This is a genomic window from Halomonas campaniensis (genome assembly GCF_002211105.1).
GTDB classification, from domain to species: Bacteria; Pseudomonadota; Gammaproteobacteria; order Pseudomonadales; family Halomonadaceae; genus Vreelandella; species Vreelandella campaniensis_A.
Window position 1 is genome coordinate 95,639 of the sequence record NZ_JPUA01000003.1, and the last position, 20,552, is coordinate 116,190.

The window sequence follows — 20,552 nt, forward strand, 5'->3', positions numbered from 1 at the left end:
GTGGCATGATGTACCGTTAAGGGACTAAATGCACCCAGACCTGAAATGGGTGCAGTTTTATGCAGTCTTAAACAAGGGGCAGCGGTGTGCCACGCAATGAGGTTTCCATCGCGATGTTTGAACGACATGCTTATTTGACTACCGCAGAAGTCGCTGACTACCTGCGCTTAAAAGAGCGCAAAGTGTATGACCTGGTGCGCCAAGGTCAGATTCCGTGCAGCCGGATAACGGGAAAGCTGCTGTTTCCCCGCCAACAAATAGACCTATGGGTGTTAAATCACTTGGAAGGTGATCAGGCGCAGCGCTTAACAGTGCCGCTCGTGGTGGCTGGTAGTCAGGATCCGCTGTTGGAGTGGGCTATTCGGGAAAGTGGCTCTGATCTGGCGATGCTCTGCCAAGGCAGTGGCGACGGCGTACGGCGATTGCTTGACGGCAAGGCGATGTTAGCGGGTATTCATCTGCTCGATGCTTCCACCCAACGCTACAACGAACCCGATGCACTCGGCTTAAGCGGCATGCGTGATCTATTGATAGTGCGCTGGGCCAAGCGTCGCCAGGGGCTGCTTCTGCCAGCTGGCAATCCGCTGAAGATCGCCAGGCTGAGTGATTTAAAACGAACCGGCGTCCGTGTGGCTCATCGTCAGCCAGATGCTGGGGCAGCAAGGCTGCTGAGCTGTTTGCTAAGCCAAGCAGGGATAGAGAGCACGGCGCTGAACTGGGCCCCACACGCCTCCTTAAACGAGGATGATTTGGCGCTCAGCATTGGTCAGGGCGAGGCCGATGTTGGGCTGGGGGTTGAAGCCGCTGCCCATCGCCAGCAATTGGACTTCGTTCCCCTTTGCGAGGAGCCGTTTGATTTAATCATGCGGCGTCGCAGCTATTTCGAGGCTTCTATACAGCGTCTGTTGGCGTTTGCGCATCAAGCCCGCTTTGCGGAGCGTGCAGCACAGTTAGGTGGTTATCATCTCGCTGAAATAGGTAAAATCGTACATAACGCTTAGCGCAGGGCCGATAGCCTCGATTCATTAGCAGGGTAGCTTGACGCTGTTACTATATGCGCCACACTAGTGGAGCGTTACAGACGCAAATCATCACGAAAAGGAGAGCATGATGAAACAAGCACTGAATGGTAAACGAGTGGCTATTTTAGCCGCCGCTGGTTTTGAAGAGTCTGAGTTGAGCGTGCCGCGTGCCGCGCTGCAGAAAGAGGGCGTTGAGGTTCACGTGGTCACTCCCGATGGCAAGGGGATTAAGGCTTGGGCGGAAACCGACTGGGGTGATACCTACGAAGCTGATAAAGCCCTTTCAGATGTCAATGAGTCTGACTACCACGCGTTGGTACTGCCCGGTGGCTTATTCAATCCCGATGAGCTGCGCACCAACGACGAGGCATTAAGCTTTGTAAAGGCGTTTTTCCAAGCAGGTAAGCCCGTGGCAGCGATTTGTCATGCCCCATGGATATTGATAAATGCAGGCGTAGTGGAAGGACGTCGTATGACCTCCGTTCCTAGCGTTGCACAAGACCTGCTCAATGCTGGTGCTGAATGGGTGGATGAGCCTGTCGTTGTTGATAGTGGGCTAGTGACCAGCCGCACACCGAAAGACTTGGATGCCTTCAATGCCAAGTTACTTGAAGAGCTTCAGGAAGGGCGTCACTCCGGTCAACACGCTTGATGGGCATACTGCGCCAGTGGGCAAGCTTTGTTAAAAGGCTTGTCCACGTTATTGCCAAACCTATTAAAGGAGAGAGTGGCCGCGGTGGCATGGTGGTTCATCCCTATCGTGGCTACGGTTCCCAGCAGGAAATATTTGTCATGGGGAGGGTGTTTCGCCAGGCGGCGCTTGGCCGGGCGATCCCACGCCATGGCATTTGGCGCGATACCGCAGATGTAGCGCGGCGAATTTTGCGCCGTGGCCTTGCCGATGCGCAGGTGGAAATACACATAGGCGACAATCAGCTCTGCGTGGGGACGGATCGCGATGGATATTTCGATGTGCACCTGCCGATCAGTCATGCGCTACCCATTGATGTCTCCTGGCACCGCGCCGATATTTTGGTGCACTGCCCCCATCAAACCCCAGTGCGCACTCACGTTGAAGTATACGTACCGCCTCCCGAAGCAGATTTGCTGGTGATCAGCGATATCGATGACACTGTGATGTTTACCGGCGTGGCGGAAAAGCTCAAAATGCTTTATCGCCTATTTGTCAAAAAACCCCACCGCCGCACCGCTTTCCCTGGAGTGGCCTCGCTCTATCAAGCACTGCATCGTGGCGTGAGTGAGCGCGCCGAACGGCCCATTCTGTATGTCTCCCGGGGGCCTTGGGCCATTTATGAAATGCTCGAAACCTTTTTTCAGATCAACCGCATTCCCGTTGGGCCGATTATTTTTTTACGCGAGTGGGGCATCTCGTTGCGCCGCCCATGGCCGCGGCGTGCCGAAGAGCACAAGCGTGATCTGATCGACCGCATGTTGACCCTCTACAGCGAGATGCCCTGCATTCTGATCGGCGACAGCGGTCAACACGATCCAGAAGTCTATTTCGAGATCGTGAAAGCCTACCCTGACCGGATAAAAGCCATCTATATCCGCCGGGTGGATAAAAACCCCAAGCGTGAGCAGGCTATCCAGCGGTTGCGGGATGAGTTGGTGGGTACCCAGTGTGAGCTGGTGTTAGCCGCCGATAGCGTTCTGATTGCCGAGCATGCCCACGCCCAGGGCGATATCTCTGCCCACGGCTTAGCGGCGGTCAAGCGCGACGTGGAGGAGCATCGCAACACGTCTGCATAACCCCACCCTCACACAACGCTGTTGCCGAGCCAGTCCCCATGGTAAAAGCTAAGCTGATAAGCACTCATCTGATAAGCGCTAGGCTGAGAAAAACCTGTTGACCGTCGGTTGTCTAACGGCGGTTGTTGATGAATAGAGACTGCCATGGTTGTTCTGCTGATCATTTTCGCACTGGTTGTTTTTGTGCTTCCCAATGCATGGGCCAAGTGGGTGCTCAAACGCCATACTCGTGGTCGTGACGATTATCCTGGCACTGGGGCAGAGCTTGCCGATCATTTGCTGCGCCGACTGGGTATTGAGGGCGCGAGTGTCGAGCGCACCGAGTTCGGTGACCACTACGACCCGGAAACCCGCTGCGTGCGGCTCTCCCCGGATAATTACGACGGTCGTTCGCTAACCGCCGTCACCGTCGCTGCCCACGAGGTAGGCCACGCTATTCAGCACTATCAGGGTTATGCGCCGCTGCTGGCGCGTAGCCGGTTAGTGGGCGTGGCGCAAAAAGCCGAAAAACTCGGCGCTATACTGATGATGGCCGCGCCTTTTCTATTTCTACTAACGCGTTTGCCGGGTGGTTTGGCGATAGTGATAGCCATCGCCGTCATTAGCTTTGGCACTGCCGCATTGGTGCATCTAGTGACCCTGCCGGTCGAGTTCGATGCCAGTTTTAACCGCGCACTGCCGCTGCTTAAAGAGTACGTGCCGCCTTACGATATGCCCGGCGCCCGCCACGTACTCACCGCTTGCGCCTTTACCTACGTAGCCGCCTCGCTCGCCAGTGTTATGAACCTGGGGCGCTGGCTGGTGATTTTGCGACGGTGAGTTTGAAAGCGTGCAGCGCCTACCCCGATTTATTCGCCAAAATCACCGCCCTTCTGGGCGCAGGGTAACCTTCGATTGTGCGGCTGCGATCGTTCGGGTCAAGAAAATCCGCCAAAGATTGGTAAGTCATCCACTCCGTCGATCGCTGCTCTTCTAACGTAGTAACGGCTTCGTCCACAACACGCACATTGGTAAAACCACAGCGTTCCAGCCAGTGGCATAGCGCTTTGGAAGAGGGCAGGAAGTAGACGTTGGGCATGGCGGCATAACGTTCGCCGGGCACAAACACGGTCTGCTCGTCGCCTTCGACCACCAGGGTCTCCAGCACCAGTTCGCCACCCGGTGTGAGCACCGCTTTTAGCTGCTGAAGATGCTCAAGGGGGGCAGGGCGATGGTAGAGCACGCCCATGGAAAATACCGTATCGAAAAAGCCCAGGTTCTCGGGCACATCTTCGATGCCTACTGGCAAGAACTGCGTTCTACCGTCATCGGCATCGCCGACGAAGTGGCGTACCGCCTGAAACTGCCAGTAGAAACGCGGCGAAGGGTCGATCACCAACACAAAGGCCGCGCCAGCACCTGCCATCCGCCAAGCGTGGTAGCCGCTGCCACCGCCGACATCGAGCACTTTGCGATATTTTAGCGGTGCAAGGTGTGGCGCCACTCTTTGCCATTTCCAGTCCGAACGCCACTCGGTATCAATATGAATGCCACCCAGTTGAAAAGGGCCTTTACGCCACGGGGCGAGCTTTCTCAGTAGGTTAAAGCACTGGCGCTGCTGGCTATCGCTAAGTGCCAGATCAACGCTGACGATGTCGCTGTTCAAGTCTACATGCCGTTCGGAAGGGAGCGAGGGCAGTTTAGCGACGGCTTTTTCCCAGGCGGATAAATCGCCATGGCGGTTACGGTCAAGCCCGTGAGCTAACTGCTCGGGCAGCTTCGCTAGCCAGGGTGTTAGCGAGGCATCCAGCGTGGCTTGATCTAAAAACGCCTGATAAATTGCGCGATGATCGTCGGATAGCGGCGCCACCTTTAACCCTCCTTAAACGCAATGAGCGAGGCAAAGTTGAGGTACTGGAACCAGGTCATCGAGCGTGGGAAGCCTGCCTGCTTCAGGCGCCCATGCAGTGCGTCAAGCGTGTCCGGTACCAGCACGTTCTCTAGTGCCGTGCGCTTTTGGCTGATTTCCAGATCGCTGTAGCCGTTGGCGCGCTTAAAGTCGTGGTAGCGCTCTACCCGCCAGGCGTTGTCCCGCTCGTCGGCGTCGACGGTTTTCTCAGAGAGAATCAGCACGCCGCCGGGTTCCAGCGCTGCATACAGCCGGGTTAATAGCGCATCACGGTCTGCTGCAGGTAGAAATTGCAGCGTAAAATTGAGAATGATCATGCCCGAAGGCGCATACTCCAGGGTACGAATGTCGGCTTCTTCCACCTGCATGGCGTACGCTGGGCACTCGTCAGCAAAGGTTTGCCGTGCTTTAGAGGTCATGGCGGGAGAGAGGTCGACCCCTGTGTAGCGAAAGGCGTCAGGCGCCAGCGCGCCTGCCAGTGCAAGGCCGGAAGCGCCCAGCGAACAGCCCAGATCATAGACATGGGCGCCATGGCGCAGGTGTCGCTGGGCAATTAAGCTCAACATGCCGAGAATTTGCCCATAGCCGGGTACCGATCGGCGGATCATATCAGGGAAACAGGCGACCACCTTTTCGTCGAACGAGAACCGTGCAACTCGGTCAAGGGGTGTCGAAAAGATAGCGTCACGGTAAGATGCATCACTCATGGGCAAGCCGGGATCATGGAAAAGGCGTGCTAGTTTACGCGCCCTTAATTGACTAGAACAGGCCTGGCTAGCACAGACTCGCCTAGAACAGCCCTGTTTAATGAACCCCGCTGCAAGGATCGACGCCACTGGAGAAGCTAAATGGCCTCAGCATCAAGCGCTACACCCGATACGTTGCCAGCATGGCAAACGTTAAAGCATCACGCTGAAACGCTGCAGCACGTTCACCTAAAAACGCTGTTTGGCACCGAGCCCTCGCGCTGGGAGAGCTTTACTCGCCAGGTGGCGGGCTTGACGCTGGATCTCTCTAAGCAGCGCTGGGATGACGATACGCTCGAGCATCTGTTTACGCTGGCCAGCGAAGCGGGCGTTCCCTCTGCTATTGAAGCGCTGCTGAGCGGTAAGCGAGTGAACGTCAGTGAGAATCGCCCGGCATTACACACGGCGCTGCGTTTGCCCGCCGATGCGACGCTTGAGTTGGAAGGTGAAGATATCGTCGCCGCCGTGCACGAAAGCCTTGCCCAAATGGAGCGTCTGGTGTGTCGGCTGCACGCAGGACAGTGGCGCGGTGCCACCGGCAAGCCGATTCGGCATGTGGTTAACCTGGGCGTAGGCGGTTCAGATCTGGGCCCATTAATGGTTACTCATGCCTTGGGGGATTTTCGGCCCAAAGATATTCATCCGGTGGAGGTGCATTTTGCTTCCACTATGGATGGCTCCCAGTTAGCGGATTATCTGAGCCGGTTGAATCCTGAAACCACCATCTTTGTGCTGTCGTCCAAATCGTTTACCACTATTGATACGCTCTCTAACGCCAACACTGCCCGTGAGTGGCTCTTGAGCCGCTTGACCCAGCATGGGGCGACGCCGATTAGCGCTGAGCTGGTGGTGCGTCAGCACTTTATTGGTGTATCGGCGAGCCCTGAGAAAATGACCGAATGGGGCATTGCGGAGGATCACCAGTTAACCTTCTGGGAGTGGGTGGGCGGACGCTACTCGCTATGGGGCACCATTGGGCTACCGATTGCGTTGGTGGTCGGCATGGCGAATTTCCGCGAGTTTTTAGCTGGCGCTCACACGATGGATCGCCATTTTGCTGAAGCGGAAATGTCGGAGAACCTGCCCGTGCTGTTGGCGTTAGCGGGCATCTGGAACGTCAATTTTCTGGATATTCGCGCGCACTCCATTCTGCCGTATGATGGCCGCTTGGAGTATTTCGCCGCCTACCTTGAGCAGCTTGAGATGGAGTCCAACGGCAAATCGGTCACTCGCCAAGGCCAACCGGTAAACTACTCCACCTGCCCGGTGCTCTGGGGTCAGCTTGGCCCCAATGCTCAGCACGCGTTCTACCAGTTGCTGCACCAGGGCACTCAGCCGGTAGTATGTGATTTTATCGCGCCGCTCAAGCGTTATGACGAGGTGGAAGACCCGGATACCCGCCGTCACCTTAAAACCCAGCACCGTTTGGCACTGGCCAACTGCTTTGCTCAGTCCCGTGTTCTTATGCTTGGCGATGACGCCTTGGAAGATGACGGCCCACGGCCGGAACACAAGCGCTACCGCGGAAACCAGCCCTCGACAACGGTGCTGCTTGACCAGCTCACCCCTGCGACCCTGGGATCACTTATCGCGCTTTACGAGCACAAGGTCTTTGTTCAGGCGGTGATTTGGGATATCAATCCGTTCGACCAGTGGGGCGTTGAGTTGGGTAAACAGATTGCCACCGATACCCAGAAAATCATCGACGGTGATGGCGACCTATCGCGGATGGATGCCTCAAGCCGTGGGTTGATTGAAGCATTTTGGGCGGCGGAGCAGGAGTGACCTATCCCCGGCGCCCCTATTATGAAACATGGCTAGATATACAGCTTTTTGCTTTTCCGCTATCCTGTGCGTCTTTGCAAGCCGCCAATTACTCGTTTCAGCATTCAATATGGCTGCCAGTACGATTTTTCAGGGAACCGACGTTACATGACCCAGTTTGATGCCTCCCAGTACGGCGCGAGTTCCATCGAAGTCCTGTCGGGCCTCGAGCCGGTACGTAAGCGTCCCGGTATGTATACCGACACCACTCGCCCCAACCACCTTGCCCAGGAAGTCATTGATAACAGTGTCGATGAGGCGCTAGCAGGCCATGCCACCCAAATCAGCGTTGTGCTGCATAGCGACGGCGGGATCGAAGTGCAGGACAATGGCCGGGGTATGCCGATTGACCTGCACCCTGAGCATGGCGTATCCGGCGTTGAGCTGATTTTTACCAAGCTGCACTCGGGAGGCAAATTCTCCTCCACCAGCTACCGCTTCTCCGGCGGCTTGCACGGTGTTGGGGTTTCGGTGGTGAATGCGCTATCACGCCGACTGGATGTCGAAGTCACCCGCGATGGCGCCCGCCATGCCATGGCCTTCGAGTTTGGTGAGAAAGTCGAAGAGCTGCATGAAATTGGCAAAGCGGCCAAGCGGGCGAGTGGCACGCTGGTGCGTTTCTGGCCCGATGAGAGCTACTTCGATAGTCCCAAGCTAGCGCTAACCCGGCTGAAGCATTTGCTGCGCGCTAAAGCGGTGCTCTGCCCCGGCTTAAAAGTCACCTTGGTAGAGCCTGATGGCACTTCTACCGAGTGGGAGTTCGCCGATGGCCTGCGCGACTATCTCGTTGAAGCCACCGACGGCTATGAAGTGTTGCCCCGAGAGCCCTTTGTTGGCCACTTTAACGACGACGAACACGGCGTGGACTGGGCGATCCAATGGCTACCGGAAGGCGGCGAAGCGCTGCTGGAGAGCTACGTTAACCTGATTCCTACGCCCCAGGGCGGCACCCATGTAAACGGCTTCCGTTCCGGGCTATTGGACGCACTGCGCGAGTTCTGCGAATACCGCAACCTGTTGCCCCGCGGCATCAAACTCACCGCCGATGATCTCTGGGAACGCACTTCCTTTGTGCTCTCGGTGAAGATGCTCGACCCCCAATTTGCCGGGCAAACCAAAGAGCGGCTCTCGTCGCGAACGATTGCCGGTTTTGTTTCCGGGGTGGTTAAAGACGCTTTCTCGCTATGGCTGAACCACCACGTGGATCAAGCCGAGGCGATTGCCGAGCTGGTGATCAGCGCGGCGCAGAATCGCCAGAAAAAAGCCAAAAAAGTCGCCCGTAAAAAGGTCACCTCCGGCCCGGCGCTACCCGGCAAACTGGCGGACTGCTCCGGCCAAGACCCCGCCCAAAGCGAGCTGTTTTTAGTCGAGGGGGACTCCGCCGGCGGCAGTGCCAAACAGGCCCGCAACCGGGAAACCCAGGCGATACTGCCGCTGCGCGGTAAAATCCTGAATACCTGGGAAGTGGAGACCCACGATATCTACGGCTCTCAGGAGGTGCACGATATCGCGGTTGCCATTGGTGCCGACCCTGGCAGCGCTGATCTGGAAAAACTGCGCTACCACAAAATCTGCATTCTCGCCGATGCCGACTCCGACGGCCTGCACATCGCCACGCTGCTGTGTGCGCTGTTTGTACGCCACTTCCCGAGCTTGGTCGATGCCGGCCACGTCTATGTGGCGATGCCGCCGCTTTACCGCATCGATCTGGGGAAAGAAGTGCACTATGCCCTGGATGAGAGCGAAAAGGCCGCCATTCTCAAGCAGTTGGCCAGTAAGCGCGGCACACCCAATGTGCAGCGCTTTAAAGGCTTGGGTGAGATGAGCCCGCTGCAGCTACGTGAAACCACCATGTCGACGGAAACCCGCCGCTTGGTGCAGCTCACTCTAGCAGAGGGTGATGGCACGATAGAGATGATGGATATGTTGCTGGCTAAAAAACGTGCCGGTGATCGCAAAAAATGGCTGGAAGATTATGGCAACCTCGCCGACATCGAGGTGTAGATAAAAAGTAGATAAGCTTTAACAATACGTGGTTATAGTAACGCGCACTTGAGCCGATAGTTGAATGTGGGGCTTAAAAACACATAAACGGGCATTCATAGGGGAAAGACGTTGTTTAAAACCATATCTCGACAGTTAACGCTATCGGCATTTGTATTAATGCTTCTCATGGCGGCCAGTATCTACGCCGTGATGGCGTGGCGTGGTCAACCGCTGGTGATTGCAGCAAGCCAGTCATTGGTGGATCGAACAGGCGGTTCGATCGTTAACGCTTTGGACGCGCAGTTGTCGCGGGTTGAAGGTAATACATCGAGCCTTGCCGCCTTGGCTGAGTCGTTACCTCGCGAAGAAGAACTTTATTTGCAAGCCTTCCCAACAGTGGTAGATGACAATCGTAATAGCGTCATTGTCGGCGGCGGGATTTGGCCAGAGCCCAATGCATTTGAAGCGGGGGTTGAGCGTTTTAGTTTCTTCTGGGCAAGAAACGAGCAGGGCGGACTTGAGTTTTTAGATGACTATAACGCCCCCGGTATGTCGCCTTATCATGATGAAGAGTGGTACAGCAGTGCCCGTAATGCCGAACCGGGTCAGTGCGTATGGTCAACGGCGTATCGTGATCCTGCCACGGGCGTGGCAATGGTGACCTGCAGCGTCCCTTACTATCTTGATGATGAGTTTGCGGGCGTTGCCACTATTGATATGCAGTTAGAAGGTGTGGCCGAGTTCTTGACTGAAAACGGCGGTGCGACCGGTGGTTATGCGTTTGTGCTTGATAGCGCAGGGAATGTCATTCATTTCCCCGGGGCTGACCTGGAAACGGATGAGATGCAGGGTTTAGCGAATTTAACGGGCAATATGCCCTGGCTGCAGCCGGTTATTGATGGCTTAAATGAAGGGCGCGATGAAATCAGCGTTGAGACCGCAGGGATCCTGGATGCTCCCGCTTCGGTGCGCTTGTTTGATATGCAGGATACCGGTTGGACGCTTGGGTTAATGACGCCGCAAGAGGAAGTGACGGCGCTGGCACGTACCCTAACGCGTGATTTGCTGGTTGTCATTCTGCCCCTGTTAGCGCTGTTGCTTGCACTTGGTTGGTGGGGTGGCCGCATCCTGTTGCGGCAAATTCGCAGTACCACCCTGCAGATTGATCAGTTAGGGCAGGGTGGCTCTAGCCGTGAGCTGACTATTTATCGCGATGATGAGATTGGCGAGCTACGCAGTGCTGTAAACCGCTACTCGGATAAATTGCAGCATCTGTTTGGCGACGTGCGCAGCGTAGCGGATGCCATCGCCAGTGAATCGTCGGAAATTGCCGCGGGCAATACCGAGCTTTCTAGCCGCACCGAGCAGCAGGCAGCGTCGTTGCAAGAGACCTCTTCCACGATGGAAGAGATGGCTGCGACGGTGAAGCGCAACGCTGATAACGCCCAAGAGGCGGATCAGCGGGCGAAAGAGTCAGCGGAAAAAGTTAAACAAGGTGGTGAGCAGGTATCGCGGCTGGCGCAATCCATGGAAGCGATCAACGAAAGCTCTACTGAGGTTTCGTCAATAGTCGATGTGATTGAAAACATTGCTTTTCAAACCAATATATTGGCGCTTAATGCCTCCGTTGAGGCAGCGCGTGCGGGTGAGCATGGCCGTGGGTTTGCCGTGGTGGCCAGCGAAGTTCGCGAGCTGGCGTCACGCAGTGCTGCCTCGGCCAGAAACATTAATGGGCTGATTAAAACCACCTCTGAGCAGATTGCGACCGGTAGTGGCTATGCTCAAGCCGCTGAATCTGCCATGAAAGATATAGTGGTGGCGATTGAAGAGGTAACCGCGCGGATTAGTGAAATCAGCCAAGCGTCTGGCGAGCAGACCAACGGCATTGATGAGATCAACCGGGCGGTTACCCAAATGGACACGGTAACTCAACAGAACGCTGGCTTGGTCAGCCAGGCCGCTGGTGCTGCCAATGAGCTGTCGCTCCAGGCCCAGCGCTTGAAAGGGTTGCTGGATGAGTTTCACGGCAATTCTCAAGCGGCTTCGCTGCCACACGAGACGAAGGCACCAAACGAAAGGTATCAATTAACATAGCGAGCCATGTTAAGTGGCCGCGCGTCCGCTTATCAGCCGCCCCGACTGGGGCGGTTTTGTTGTCAAGGTAGGATATGATCGACATGGATATTCAAGTAGCGGAGGGCGACGTCGAACGTCTCTCCCTGCGCGATTACACCGAAAAAGCGTACCTCGACTACTCGATGTACGTCATTCTCGACCGCGCCCTGCCCAACATTGGCGATGGCATGAAACCCGTGCAGCGGCGAATTATTTACGCCATGCGCGAACTGGCGCTGCACGCCAACGCCAAGTACAAAAAGTCGGCGCGTACCGTCGGTGACGTACTGGGTAAATTTCATCCCCATGGTGACAGTGCCTGCTACGAAGCCATGGTGCTGATGGCGCAGCCGTTTAGCTACCGCTATCCACTGGTGGACGGTCAGGGCAACTGGGGGAGTCCCGACGACCCTAAATCCTTCGCCGCCATGCGTTACACCGAGGCCAAACTCTCCAAGTTTGCCGAAGTGCTGCTCGGCGAACTAGGCCAAGGCACCGTCGATTGGGTGCCCAACTTCGACGGCACCATGCAGGAGCCGCTGGTGCTGCCTGCAAAGCTACCCCATGTACTGCTCAACGGCGGTACCGGGATTGCCGTGGGAATGGCCACCGATATTCCGCCCCATAACGTCTCGGAAATTGTCGAAGCGACCTGCCACCTGCTGCGCAACCCCAAGGCGACCACCGCCGATTTGATGGAATTCGTGCCCGCGCCGGACTTTCCTACCGATGCGGAAATCATTACCCCGCCGGCTGATCTGCGTAAGCTCTACGAGTCCGGCCGGGGCTCGGTCAAACTGCGTGCGCGCTATGAGCGCGAAGAGTCCAATATTGTGATTACCTCGGTGCCCTATCAGGTCAGCGGTGCCAAGGTGCTGGAGCAGATTGCGGCGCAAATGCAGGCCAAAAAGCTGCCCATGGTGGCTGACCTGCGCGATGAGTCGACCCACGAAGAGCCCACCCGCCTGGTGATCGAGCCTCGCTCCAACCGCATCGACGTTGAATCGCTGATGGCCCACCTGTTCGCCACGACGGATCTGGAAAAGAACGTGCGGGTGAACATGAACGTGATTGGCCTGGATGGCCGCCCGCGGGTGATGCCATTGCCCGAAATGCTGGGTGAGTGGCTGCAGTTCCGTCGTAGTACGGTGCGCCGCCGGTTGGAGCACCGCCTGGGCAAAGTCGAAGATCGCCTGCATATCCTCGAAGGCCTGCTAATTGCCTACCTGGATCTGGACGAGGTGATCCGCATTATTCGTGAAGAGGATGATCCCAAAGCATCGCTGATAGCGACCTTTAGCCTCTCGGAGCGTCAAGCGGAAGCGATTCTAGAGCTACGCCTGCGTCACCTGGCCAAGCTCGAAGAGATGAAAATTCGCGGCGAGCAGGATGAGCTGGAAAAAGAGCGCAAATACCTACAGGGCCTGCTGGGCAGCGAAGCCAAGCTCACCACCCTGATCGAAAAAGAGATTCGTGCGGCGGGTAAAGAGCACGGTGACGAACGCCGCTCACCGCTGGTAGAGCGCGAAGAGTCCAAGGCGCTCTCTGAAGTCGAACTGATGGGCGCTGACCCAATTACCGTGGTGCTTTCCGATAAAGGCTGGATTCGTGCGGCCAAGGGGCACGATATCGACCCCGAGGGCCTCTCCTATAAAGCCGGGGATAGCTTCCAACTGGCGGCGAAAGGTAAAACCAACCAGCCGCTGGTGCTGCTGGATGACACTGGGCGCGCCTATACGCTATCGGCACATAATCTGCCCAGTGCCCGGGGGCAGGGTGAACCGGTGACCGGGCGCGCTAATGTCGCCGCCGGGGCGAAAATGGCAGGGCTAATGTTTGCGCCACCCGAACGACGCTTTGTGCTCGCTACCGACGGCGGCTACGGCTTTGTGGCGCGGCTCGATACGCTCACCGGTAAAAACAAAGCCGGTAAAGCGGTGCTTAGCCTGCCCAAAGGCTGCAATGTCATGGCGCCGGTTGAAGTGCCAGAGGGCGACGAACTGTGGGTTGCCTCGGTTTCTAACGAGGGCCGATTACTGCTGTTCCCCTTGGATCAACTACCAGAAATGTCCAAAGGTAAAGGCAATAAGATGCTTGATATCCCTGGCCCGCGCGCCGCCCGCCGGGAGGAGTTTGTCACTGGTATCGTGGTGCTCGCCGCCAGTGATGCACTGATGGTTCATGCCGGTAAGCGCAAGCTAACCCTAAAAGCCGACGACCTGGCCTACTATCGTGGCGAGCGCGGCCGACGCGGCAGTAAGCTGCCCCGTGGCTTCCAAAAAGTTGACCGTTTAGAGGCAGGGGAATAAATAATGGTAGGAGCTAATTGATGGCAAACGGTGACTTGATCCTAACCGTTTTAGCGCCGCGACTCACCGCGGAGATTCGGGCTCAGGTAGACGCGCTTATCGTGCAGTTTGGTCTACAGGAGAAGAGCACCCAGCGCCTGGCCGACATACAGCTGGGCGAGGGCATCGACTGCATTGAGCATCGTTTAGTGGGTGAGGTGGGTATCGAGGCCGTGCGCAACGCCGCGCGGGTACTGAGCGAAAGCCTGGGCGTGGATATCGTTATCCAAGACGATACTCGCGATCATGTTCAGCCCCGTTTGGTCTGTTTCGATATGGACTCCACGCTGATCAAAGCTGAAGTGATTGACGAACTGGCCCGCCGCCATGGCGTGGGGGATGAAGTCGCTGAAGTCACCGAGCGTGCAATGCGTGGCGAGCTGGATTTTAAGGCAAGCTTTCGGGAGCGGATGAGCAAACTGGATGGTTTGGATGAGTCCGTGCTGGCGGAGATCGCTGAGGAATTGCCGCTAATGGAAGGCGTAGAGCGCTTAATGGTTAACCTGAAGCACTTAGGTTTTCGCACCGCCATCCTCTCCGGCGGCTTCACCTACTTTGCTCGCCACTTACAGGAGAAGCTGGGCTTTGACGAGATCCATGCCAATGAACTGATCATCGAAAATGGCAAGGTAACCGGCGAAGTAAGTGAGCCGATCGTCGATGCCGAGCGCAAAGCCGAACTATTGGAGTCCATTGCGCTAAGAGAAGGTTTTACTCTGGATCAAACGGTTGCGGTGGGTGACGGCGCCAATGATCTCAAAATGCTTGCCAAAGCGGGGATGGGGATTGCGTTTCGGGCCAAGCCCCTGGTCCGGGCCCAGGCACGCCAGGCGATTTCAACCTCGGGCCTTGATGGTGTGCTCTATCTACTGGGCTATCGCCAGCAGGATTTAACCCCGTAAAAAAACGGGCGGTGCTATCAAGCACCGCCCGTTTTCTATCTTATGCCGTTTCAGCCATGGCCTTTATCCGGGTGGGGAACCGGTTTATCGCCGACTTCTTCTGGACGCAGCTCTATCGGCTTACCCTGGGTTTTATCAGCGTGCTTTAAACGCAGGTGCAAGCCGGACTTGGCCAGCAAGTGGGCACTAACGGGGGCGGTAATGAACAAGAATAGCGTAATCAACATTTCCTGAATATCGGGTTTGCCCTCCACGCTCCAGAAATACATCATCGAAGCGATCAGCATACAGCCGATACCCAGAGTGGTGGCCTTAGTTGGGCCATGCAGGCGCATATAAAAGTCACGCAAGTGGGCCATCCCTAGCGAACCAATAAACACAAAGATGCCGCCAGCAACCAGCAGCAGCGAAATAACCGCCTCTATTAATCCTGACATAACGCCCCCCGGCATAATCCTTTCTGGCATTGCGGCTGCCTCTTTTGGGAGGCGATGATCACGTTCATCATTCGATAATATCTCCGCGCAGAATATATTTGCACACCGCTACAGTACTGATGAAACCTAGCATCGCGATCAGCAGCGCTGACTCGAAATAGGTTTTGCTGTTCAGCCATAGCCCCAGCAGCACAATCAGTGCAATCGAGTTGACGTACATAGTGTCCAGGGCGAGTACCCGGTCGGGCAGGCTGGGGCCGATGGTAAGCCGGTAGAGATTCATCAACAGTGCCATCACCACCAGCGCTAAGGTGATATAAAGCGCAATGCTCAGCATTCGTAAATCTCCTTGAGCGGACGTTCGTAGCGCTCACGAATCTGGTTAATCAGCGCCTCCTCATCGTCCACGTTTAAGGCGTGAATCAGCAGCGACTTGCCATCCATGCGTAGATTGGCCGATACGGTGCCCGGTGTCAGGCTGATCGTGCTGGCCAGCAGCGTAATGGTGAAGCGCTCTTCGAGCATAAGTGGATATTCAATGAAGTGAGGCTTAAGTTTGCGCCATGGATTGGCGATCAGATAAGCCACTTCAAAGTTGGCGGTGATGATGTCGCCCAATACCCGGAAGATAAACCGCAGCAGCATGAAGGGCTTGCCGATCAGTGGGCGGGCATCCCAAAAGCGGTGGGTCAGCAGGGGGATTAAAATGGCTAATGAGCCGCCGAGTACGAATTGACCAAAGGCGTAACTGCGTACCAGCAGCAGCCAAACCACTAGCAGCAGTATCGATAAAACGGGCGTGGGTAGCCAGGAGCGCGGGGCGATCATGGGGCATCTCCAGCAGCATTGGGGAGTAGCGTGCGAATCAGCACCTGGGGGTTGGCAAGTTGATCAGCCGTGGCTTGAGTGTAGCTGCTCACGGGCCCTGCCAGGGCGACTAATAGCGGGGCTGCGCTCAGTAGCCAGATAATGCCAAACCACTGACGACGGGGTAGCGGGGTGCCGCTGCTGGTGCCCCGGTGGCTGCGCCAAAACAGCGTCGAGCCCGCTCGGGAAAGGGCAATTAGCGAGGCTAAGCTGGTTAGCAGCAGCAGCGGCCAGAGCCACAGGCGCTGGGTGCCTTCAGCGGCATTAAGCATCAATGCCTTGCCGAAAGCGCCGGAAAAGGGCGGGACGCCTGCCACGGCGATAGCACCGACAAAGAACAGCATGGCGAGTGCTGCGCCCTGCACCATAGGGCGGCCCTTGACTATACGAGTGCCCGCTTTGCCGCGCTGGAGGCCAATCATTTCCGCTAGCAGGAATAGACCACCGGTGATCAACGTAGTGTGAATCAGATAATAGAGTAGCGCAGAGACCGCCTGGGGTGAGCGCATGCCGATACCTGCCAGCAGCGTGCCTACCGATACCAGCACAAGGTAAGCCACCAGCAAGCGCAGATCTCGCGCGGCCATCACCCCAATGCCAGCGGCTGCCAGGGTAGCAAGCGATAGCCACCATACCCAGGGTTGTTCCAGCGCCTCCAAGCCACCAGCGCTATCGCCAAAAATAAGTGAGTAGACGCGCAGGATGGCGTAGATACCCACTTTGGTCATGATGGCAAACAGCGCCGCTACCGGTGCAGGAGCAGACGCGTAGGCTTTGGGCAACCAGAAATAGAGCGGCAGTATGGCGGCTTTTAACCCAAACACGACCAGCAGCATCAGTGCCCCTGCGCTGACTAAGCCGTCTCGCTCTGCCGGTAGTTCGGCGACACGAATCGCCATATCGGCCATATTGAGCGTACCCGTGGCGCCATACAGCACACCTACTGCAATCAGAAACAGCGAAGAGCCCGCCAGGTTAAGCACCACATAGTGCACGCTGGCCTGAATGCGCGCTTTGCCGCCGCCGTGCAGTAGCAGGGCGTAAGAAGCCAGCAGCAGAACTTCAAAGAAGACGAACAGGTTAAACAGATCACCGGTTAAAAAGGCACCATTGATGCCCAGTAGTTGCCATTGAAAAAGACCATGGAAGTTACTGCCTTTCTCGTCGTCGCCCGCGCAGGCAAACACCACTGCGCCAACGGCCAGAATGGCAGTCAGAAGCAGCATTAACGCCGAGAGGCGATCCAGCACTAACACGATCCCAAACGGGGCTTGCCAATCGCCCAGGGCGTAGTAAGTAATCTCTCCGCTGGCGGCTTGGCGTAATAAGCCAATCGCTACCAACAGCAGCAGTGCGGTGGCAGCAACGCTCACCGTGCGTTTGTAACGTACTAATCCCTGGCGCTGATAGAGCAGTAGAATGCCCGCCACTAACGGTAAAACAACAGGGAAAACAATCAGATGCTGCATCATTCTCGGTCTTCCTTTTTACCGTCGACGTGGTCGTTCCCCACTTCACTGCGCGCCCGCATCGCCAGAATTACCACAAAGGCGGTCATGGCGAAGCCGATCACAATGGCGGTGAGCACCAGTGCCTGGGGGAGTGGGTCAGCATAGTTAGCTCCTTCAGACACAATAGCGGGGCCATCAGTGGTCAGGCCGCCCATCGAAAACAGGAACAGATTGACGGCGTAAGAGAGCAGAGTGAGACCTACCACCACCGGAAAGGTGCGGCCTCGCAAGGTCAAGTAGAGGCCACAGGCGGTCAATACCCCGGTGGTCATTGCGTAGAGCAGTTCCATTAGCGGGGCTCCTTGGCTGCGGGCGTTGCGGTGTTGGCGTCAGCCTCTTTTTCCGAGGCTTCGGTCACCGGCCGATGGGCGGTGGTGACTTTGCCCAGGTTGGCAAGAATCATCAGCGTAGCGCCCACCACCGCTAAGTAGACACCCAGATCAAATAGCAGCGCGGTGGCCAGTTCAAAGGTACCGATGAGCGGTAGGGTGAAATAGCCGAATGCTGAGGTTAAAAAAGGATGTCCGAACAGCCAGCTACCCAGCCCGGTGAGCGTAGCAATCGCTACCCCGATAACCGCCACAGGTTGGAACGGGAAGTCCAGGCGCTCTTGCGCCCACGCCACGCCCCGGGCCATGTATAGCAGGATCAAGGCTACCGCCGTGATCAGCCCGGCGATAAAGCCACCCCCCGGCTGATTGTGGCCGCGCAGGAAGATAAACGCTGATACCAACAGCGCCAGCGGCAGCAGCGTCATGGAAATTGACGTGAGCACCGCCGGATAACGGTCAGGCGACCACACCCGACCTTCTCCGTCACTGTGAGGCATAAACAGGCGTAAACGATTCAGTAGTTTAAAGATCGCCAGGCCCGCGATGGCCAGTACGGTGATTTCACCCAAGGTATCAAATCCGCGGAAGTCGACCAGAATCACGTTGACCACATTGTAGCCGCCACCGCCCGGCTTGCTGTTCTCCACAAAGAAGCTGGAGATCGACAGCGTCTCCCGGGTCATGACGGCGTAGTTAAGGCTGGCGATCACCAAGCCTAGCGTGCCTGCCAGCAGCATATCGCGAACGTTGCGTAGTGGGCTGGATTCCCGCGGGGTCTTTTGCGGCAGGAAAAACAGCGCCAGCATTAGCAGAATCATGGTCACCACTTCCACTGAAAGCTGTGTCAGCGCCAGATCCGGTGCCGAGAAGCGCGCAAAGGTGAGGGCCACAAAGAGCCCGACGACCGAGAGCATCAGCAGTGAAATTAGCCGGTAGCGATGGGTAGCGGCGGTAGCAATGCCACCAAACATCAACATTCCAGCACCTAAGATGAGAACTCCATCCAGCGCTTGATTGCCAGCAGCACCCGTTAGGTCAGTGATCTGAACCAGGCCAACCCCGCCCATCACTAGGGCGCCCAGCCACAGCCAGCCAACATAGCGCTGCAGCGAGTTGCCTTCCAGTGCAGCAATAAACTGCTCGGCGCGATAACCCATGGAGACAAGCATGCGCTCAAACACCCGCCGGGCATCGACCCCGGCAAACGGCTGGGTAAACCGACGCACATCACCATGGCGCCAATACAGCGCAATACCCACCACGAAGGCGAGCAAGCTCATGATGAGCGGTAGATTCACGCCGTGCCAAATAGCTAGGTGGAAATCTAACGGGCTACCAATCACCGCTTGGCTGGCGAGCGCTAACAAGCCCGTTGCCATAAAGGCCGGGAACAGACCCACTACCACGCACAGGACTACCAAAAATTCTACCGGCAAACGCATAAGGTGCGGGGGCTCGTGAGGCGCCTTCGGCGTGGCCTCGCGGGCCGGTTTGAAGAAAACGGCGTGCACTAAACGTAGTGAATAGGCCACAGAAAGAATGCCACCGAGCGCCGCTAGCGCAGGTAATAACCAGCTTAATCCTCCCAGAACCGGGGTTGCCAGCGCCTCGGTGAAGAACATCTCTTTGGATAAGAAACCATTAAAAAGCGGTACGCCGGCCATCGCTGCCGCTGCCAGGGTGGTCAGTAGCGCTGTTACCGGCATGGCTTTTTTCAGGCCACCCAGCTGTTTAAGCTCCCGTGTGCCGGTTTCGTGATCGATAATGCCGGCACTCATAAACAGCGCGGCTTTAAAGGTGGCGTGATTGAGAATGTGAAAAAGCGCAGCCAAAATCGCCATGGGGCTGCCGATACCCAATAACACGGTAATCAAGCCTAAATGGCTAACAGTGGAGAACGCCAAAATACCTTTCAGATCGGTCTTCATCAGCGCAAACCAGGCGCCATACAGCATGGTGACGATACCGACCAGGGAAACGACCACGCTCCACAGCTCGCTACCCGCAATGGCAGGATGCAGACGCGCCATCAGGAAAATGCCCGCTTTCACCATGGTGGCTGAGTGCAGATACGCCGATACTGGTGTGGGTGCCGCCATGGCATGGGGTAACCAAAAATGGAACGGGAACTGGGCCGATTTGGTAAAGGCCCCCAACAGTACCAAACCCAGCATAAGCGGGTAGCGGGAATCGGCCAGAATCACGTCGCCGCTAGCCAGTACTTCGCCCATATTGAAGCTGCCCGCCATATCCCCCAGCAGCAGTAGTCCTGCCAATAGTGCAAGGCCCCCCGCACCGGTGACCGTAAGCGCCATACGAGCGCCTTTACGGGCGTCGCTGCGGTATGACCAAAAGCCAATCAATAGGAACGAGGAGAGGCTGGTTAATTCCCAGAACAGCCAGAGGAGAATCAGGTTGTCCGACATTGAAATACCCACCATTGATGCCATGAATAGCATCAGGAAGGCGTAGAATCGGCCAAAGGGCTCATCTTTGGCTAAATAGTAGTGCGCATAAAGAATAATCAGCAGGCCAATGCCGAGTATCAGCAGGTTGAACAGCAGCGATAGCCCATCCAGGCGAAACGCCAAGTTCAGTGCCAGTTCAGGCATCCAAGTGGCCGAAAAACGCAGTTGCTCGCCATCTAGCAGAGCTGGCACGTTGAGTAGCGTCATTACTAAGGCGGTCGCTGGCAGCACCGCCGTTGCGAGGGAACAGAAACTTCGCCCACGCTGTGCGGTGAGTGCCGGTACCAGTACGCCTAGCAGAGGCAATAAGGCTATCCAAAGCAGTGTCATGGGGTC

Annotated in this window: 17 protein-coding genes; 9 read left to right on the forward strand and 8 right to left on the reverse strand. The window is 56.6% G+C overall.

Going from position 1 to position 20,552, the window contains the following annotated elements; all coding sequences use genetic code 11:
- The first annotated feature begins 86 nt into the window (after nucleotides 1–86).
- The 4 genes from JI62_RS01650 to JI62_RS01665 all read left to right on the forward strand — a co-directional run bounded on the left by JI62_RS01650 (nucleotide 87) and on the right by JI62_RS01665 (nucleotide 3,611).
- Entirely contained in the window at nucleotides 87–1,001 is a 915-nt protein-coding gene (locus JI62_RS01650) for a helix-turn-helix transcriptional regulator (RefSeq protein WP_240513099.1), read from the forward strand.
- Nucleotides 1,002–1,110: 109 nt separating this feature from the next.
- Nucleotides 1,111–1,674 (forward strand): type 1 glutamine amidotransferase domain-containing protein, encoded by a 564-nt coding sequence (locus JI62_RS01655; RefSeq protein ID WP_088698499.1) that lies wholly within the window; start codon nucleotides 1,111–1,113, stop codon nucleotides 1,672–1,674.
- Nucleotides 1,674–2,792, forward strand: a complete 1,119-nt coding sequence (locus JI62_RS01660) for an App1 family protein (protein WP_088698500.1) — start codon at nucleotides 1,674–1,676, stop codon at nucleotides 2,790–2,792. The genes JI62_RS01655 and JI62_RS01660 overlap by 1 nt, the downstream gene beginning before the upstream one ends.
- Before the next feature lie 144 nt (nucleotides 2,793–2,936).
- Entirely contained in the window at nucleotides 2,937–3,611 is a 675-nt protein-coding gene (locus JI62_RS01665) for a zinc metallopeptidase (RefSeq protein ID WP_088698501.1), read from the forward strand.
- Between the two features lie 19 nt (nucleotides 3,612–3,630).
- On the opposite strand, the gene cmoB is transcribed toward JI62_RS01665, so the two are convergent.
- Both cmoB and cmoA read right to left on the reverse strand, forming a co-directional pair.
- On the reverse strand, nucleotides 3,631–4,641 hold the full coding sequence (cmoB, locus tag JI62_RS01670; RefSeq protein WP_088698502.1) for a tRNA 5-methoxyuridine(34)/uridine 5-oxyacetic acid(34) synthase CmoB: 1,011 nt from the start codon (nucleotides 4,639–4,641) through the stop codon (nucleotides 3,631–3,633).
- A 2-nt stretch (nucleotides 4,642–4,643) separates the two neighbouring features.
- Entirely contained in the window at nucleotides 4,644–5,387 is a 744-nt protein-coding gene (gene cmoA / locus JI62_RS01675; RefSeq protein ID WP_088698503.1) for a carboxy-S-adenosyl-L-methionine synthase CmoA, read from the reverse strand.
- Between the two features lie 141 nt (nucleotides 5,388–5,528).
- On the opposite strand from cmoA, the gene pgi reads away from it, so the two are divergent.
- The 5 genes from pgi (at nucleotide 5,529) to serB (ending at nucleotide 14,601) form a co-directional block, all read left to right on the forward strand.
- The gene (pgi, locus tag JI62_RS01680; protein WP_088698504.1) at nucleotides 5,529–7,211 is read left to right on the forward strand and encodes a glucose-6-phosphate isomerase; all 1,683 of its coding nucleotides are present in this window, start codon (nucleotides 5,529–5,531) and stop codon (nucleotides 7,209–7,211) included.
- A 147-nt stretch (nucleotides 7,212–7,358) separates the two neighbouring features.
- The gene (gene parE / locus JI62_RS01685; RefSeq protein ID WP_088698505.1) at nucleotides 7,359–9,254 is read left to right on the forward strand and encodes a DNA topoisomerase IV subunit B; all 1,896 of its coding nucleotides are present in this window, start codon (nucleotides 7,359–7,361) and stop codon (nucleotides 9,252–9,254) included.
- 111 nt (nucleotides 9,255–9,365) lie between these two features.
- Nucleotides 9,366–11,330, forward strand: a complete 1,965-nt coding sequence (locus JI62_RS01690; RefSeq protein ID WP_240513100.1) for a methyl-accepting chemotaxis protein — start codon at nucleotides 9,366–9,368, stop codon at nucleotides 11,328–11,330.
- Nucleotides 11,331–11,404: 74 nt separating this feature from the next.
- Nucleotides 11,405–13,660, forward strand: a complete 2,256-nt coding sequence (gene parC / locus JI62_RS01695; protein WP_240513101.1) for a DNA topoisomerase IV subunit A — start codon at nucleotides 11,405–11,407, stop codon at nucleotides 13,658–13,660.
- Nucleotides 13,661–13,680: 20 nt separating this feature from the next.
- Complete coding sequence (serB, locus tag JI62_RS01700; protein WP_088698507.1) at nucleotides 13,681–14,601, forward strand: phosphoserine phosphatase SerB; 921 nt, start codon at nucleotides 13,681–13,683, stop codon at nucleotides 14,599–14,601.
- A 50-nt stretch (nucleotides 14,602–14,651) separates the two neighbouring features.
- Here serB and JI62_RS01705 read toward each other — a convergent pair whose 3' ends face one another.
- The 6 genes from JI62_RS01705 to JI62_RS01730 form a co-directional block, all read right to left on the reverse strand.
- Nucleotides 14,652–15,038 carry a Na+/H+ antiporter subunit G gene (locus JI62_RS01705; protein ID WP_088698652.1) on the reverse strand — a complete coding sequence of 129 codons (387 nt, stop codon included), beginning with the start codon at nucleotides 15,036–15,038 and terminating at the stop codon, nucleotides 14,652–14,654.
- A gap of 67 nt (nucleotides 15,039–15,105) precedes the next feature.
- The gene (locus tag JI62_RS01710) at nucleotides 15,106–15,375 is read right to left on the reverse strand and encodes a K+/H+ antiporter subunit F (RefSeq protein WP_008958594.1); all 270 of its coding nucleotides are present in this window, start codon (nucleotides 15,373–15,375) and stop codon (nucleotides 15,106–15,108) included.
- Nucleotides 15,369–15,866, reverse strand: a complete 498-nt coding sequence (locus JI62_RS01715) for a Na+/H+ antiporter subunit E (RefSeq protein ID WP_088698508.1) — start codon at nucleotides 15,864–15,866, stop codon at nucleotides 15,369–15,371. The genes JI62_RS01710 and JI62_RS01715 overlap by 7 nt, the downstream gene beginning before the upstream one ends.
- Nucleotides 15,863–17,377, reverse strand: a complete 1,515-nt coding sequence (locus JI62_RS01720; protein ID WP_088698509.1) for a monovalent cation/H+ antiporter subunit D — start codon at nucleotides 17,375–17,377, stop codon at nucleotides 15,863–15,865. Before JI62_RS01720 ends, JI62_RS01715 begins: the two co-directional genes overlap by 4 nt.
- Nucleotides 17,374–17,706, reverse strand: coding sequence for a Na+/H+ antiporter subunit C (locus JI62_RS01725; RefSeq protein ID WP_088698510.1), 333 nt, complete (start codon nucleotides 17,704–17,706; stop codon nucleotides 17,374–17,376). The genes JI62_RS01720 and JI62_RS01725 overlap by 4 nt, the downstream gene beginning before the upstream one ends.
- Nucleotides 17,706–20,546: a monovalent cation/H+ antiporter subunit A gene (locus tag JI62_RS01730; protein WP_088698511.1), complete on the reverse strand. Its 2,841-nt coding sequence runs from the start codon at nucleotides 20,544–20,546 to the stop codon at nucleotides 17,706–17,708. Before JI62_RS01730 ends, JI62_RS01725 begins: the two co-directional genes overlap by 1 nt.
- Nucleotides 20,547–20,552: the final 6 nt, after the last annotated feature.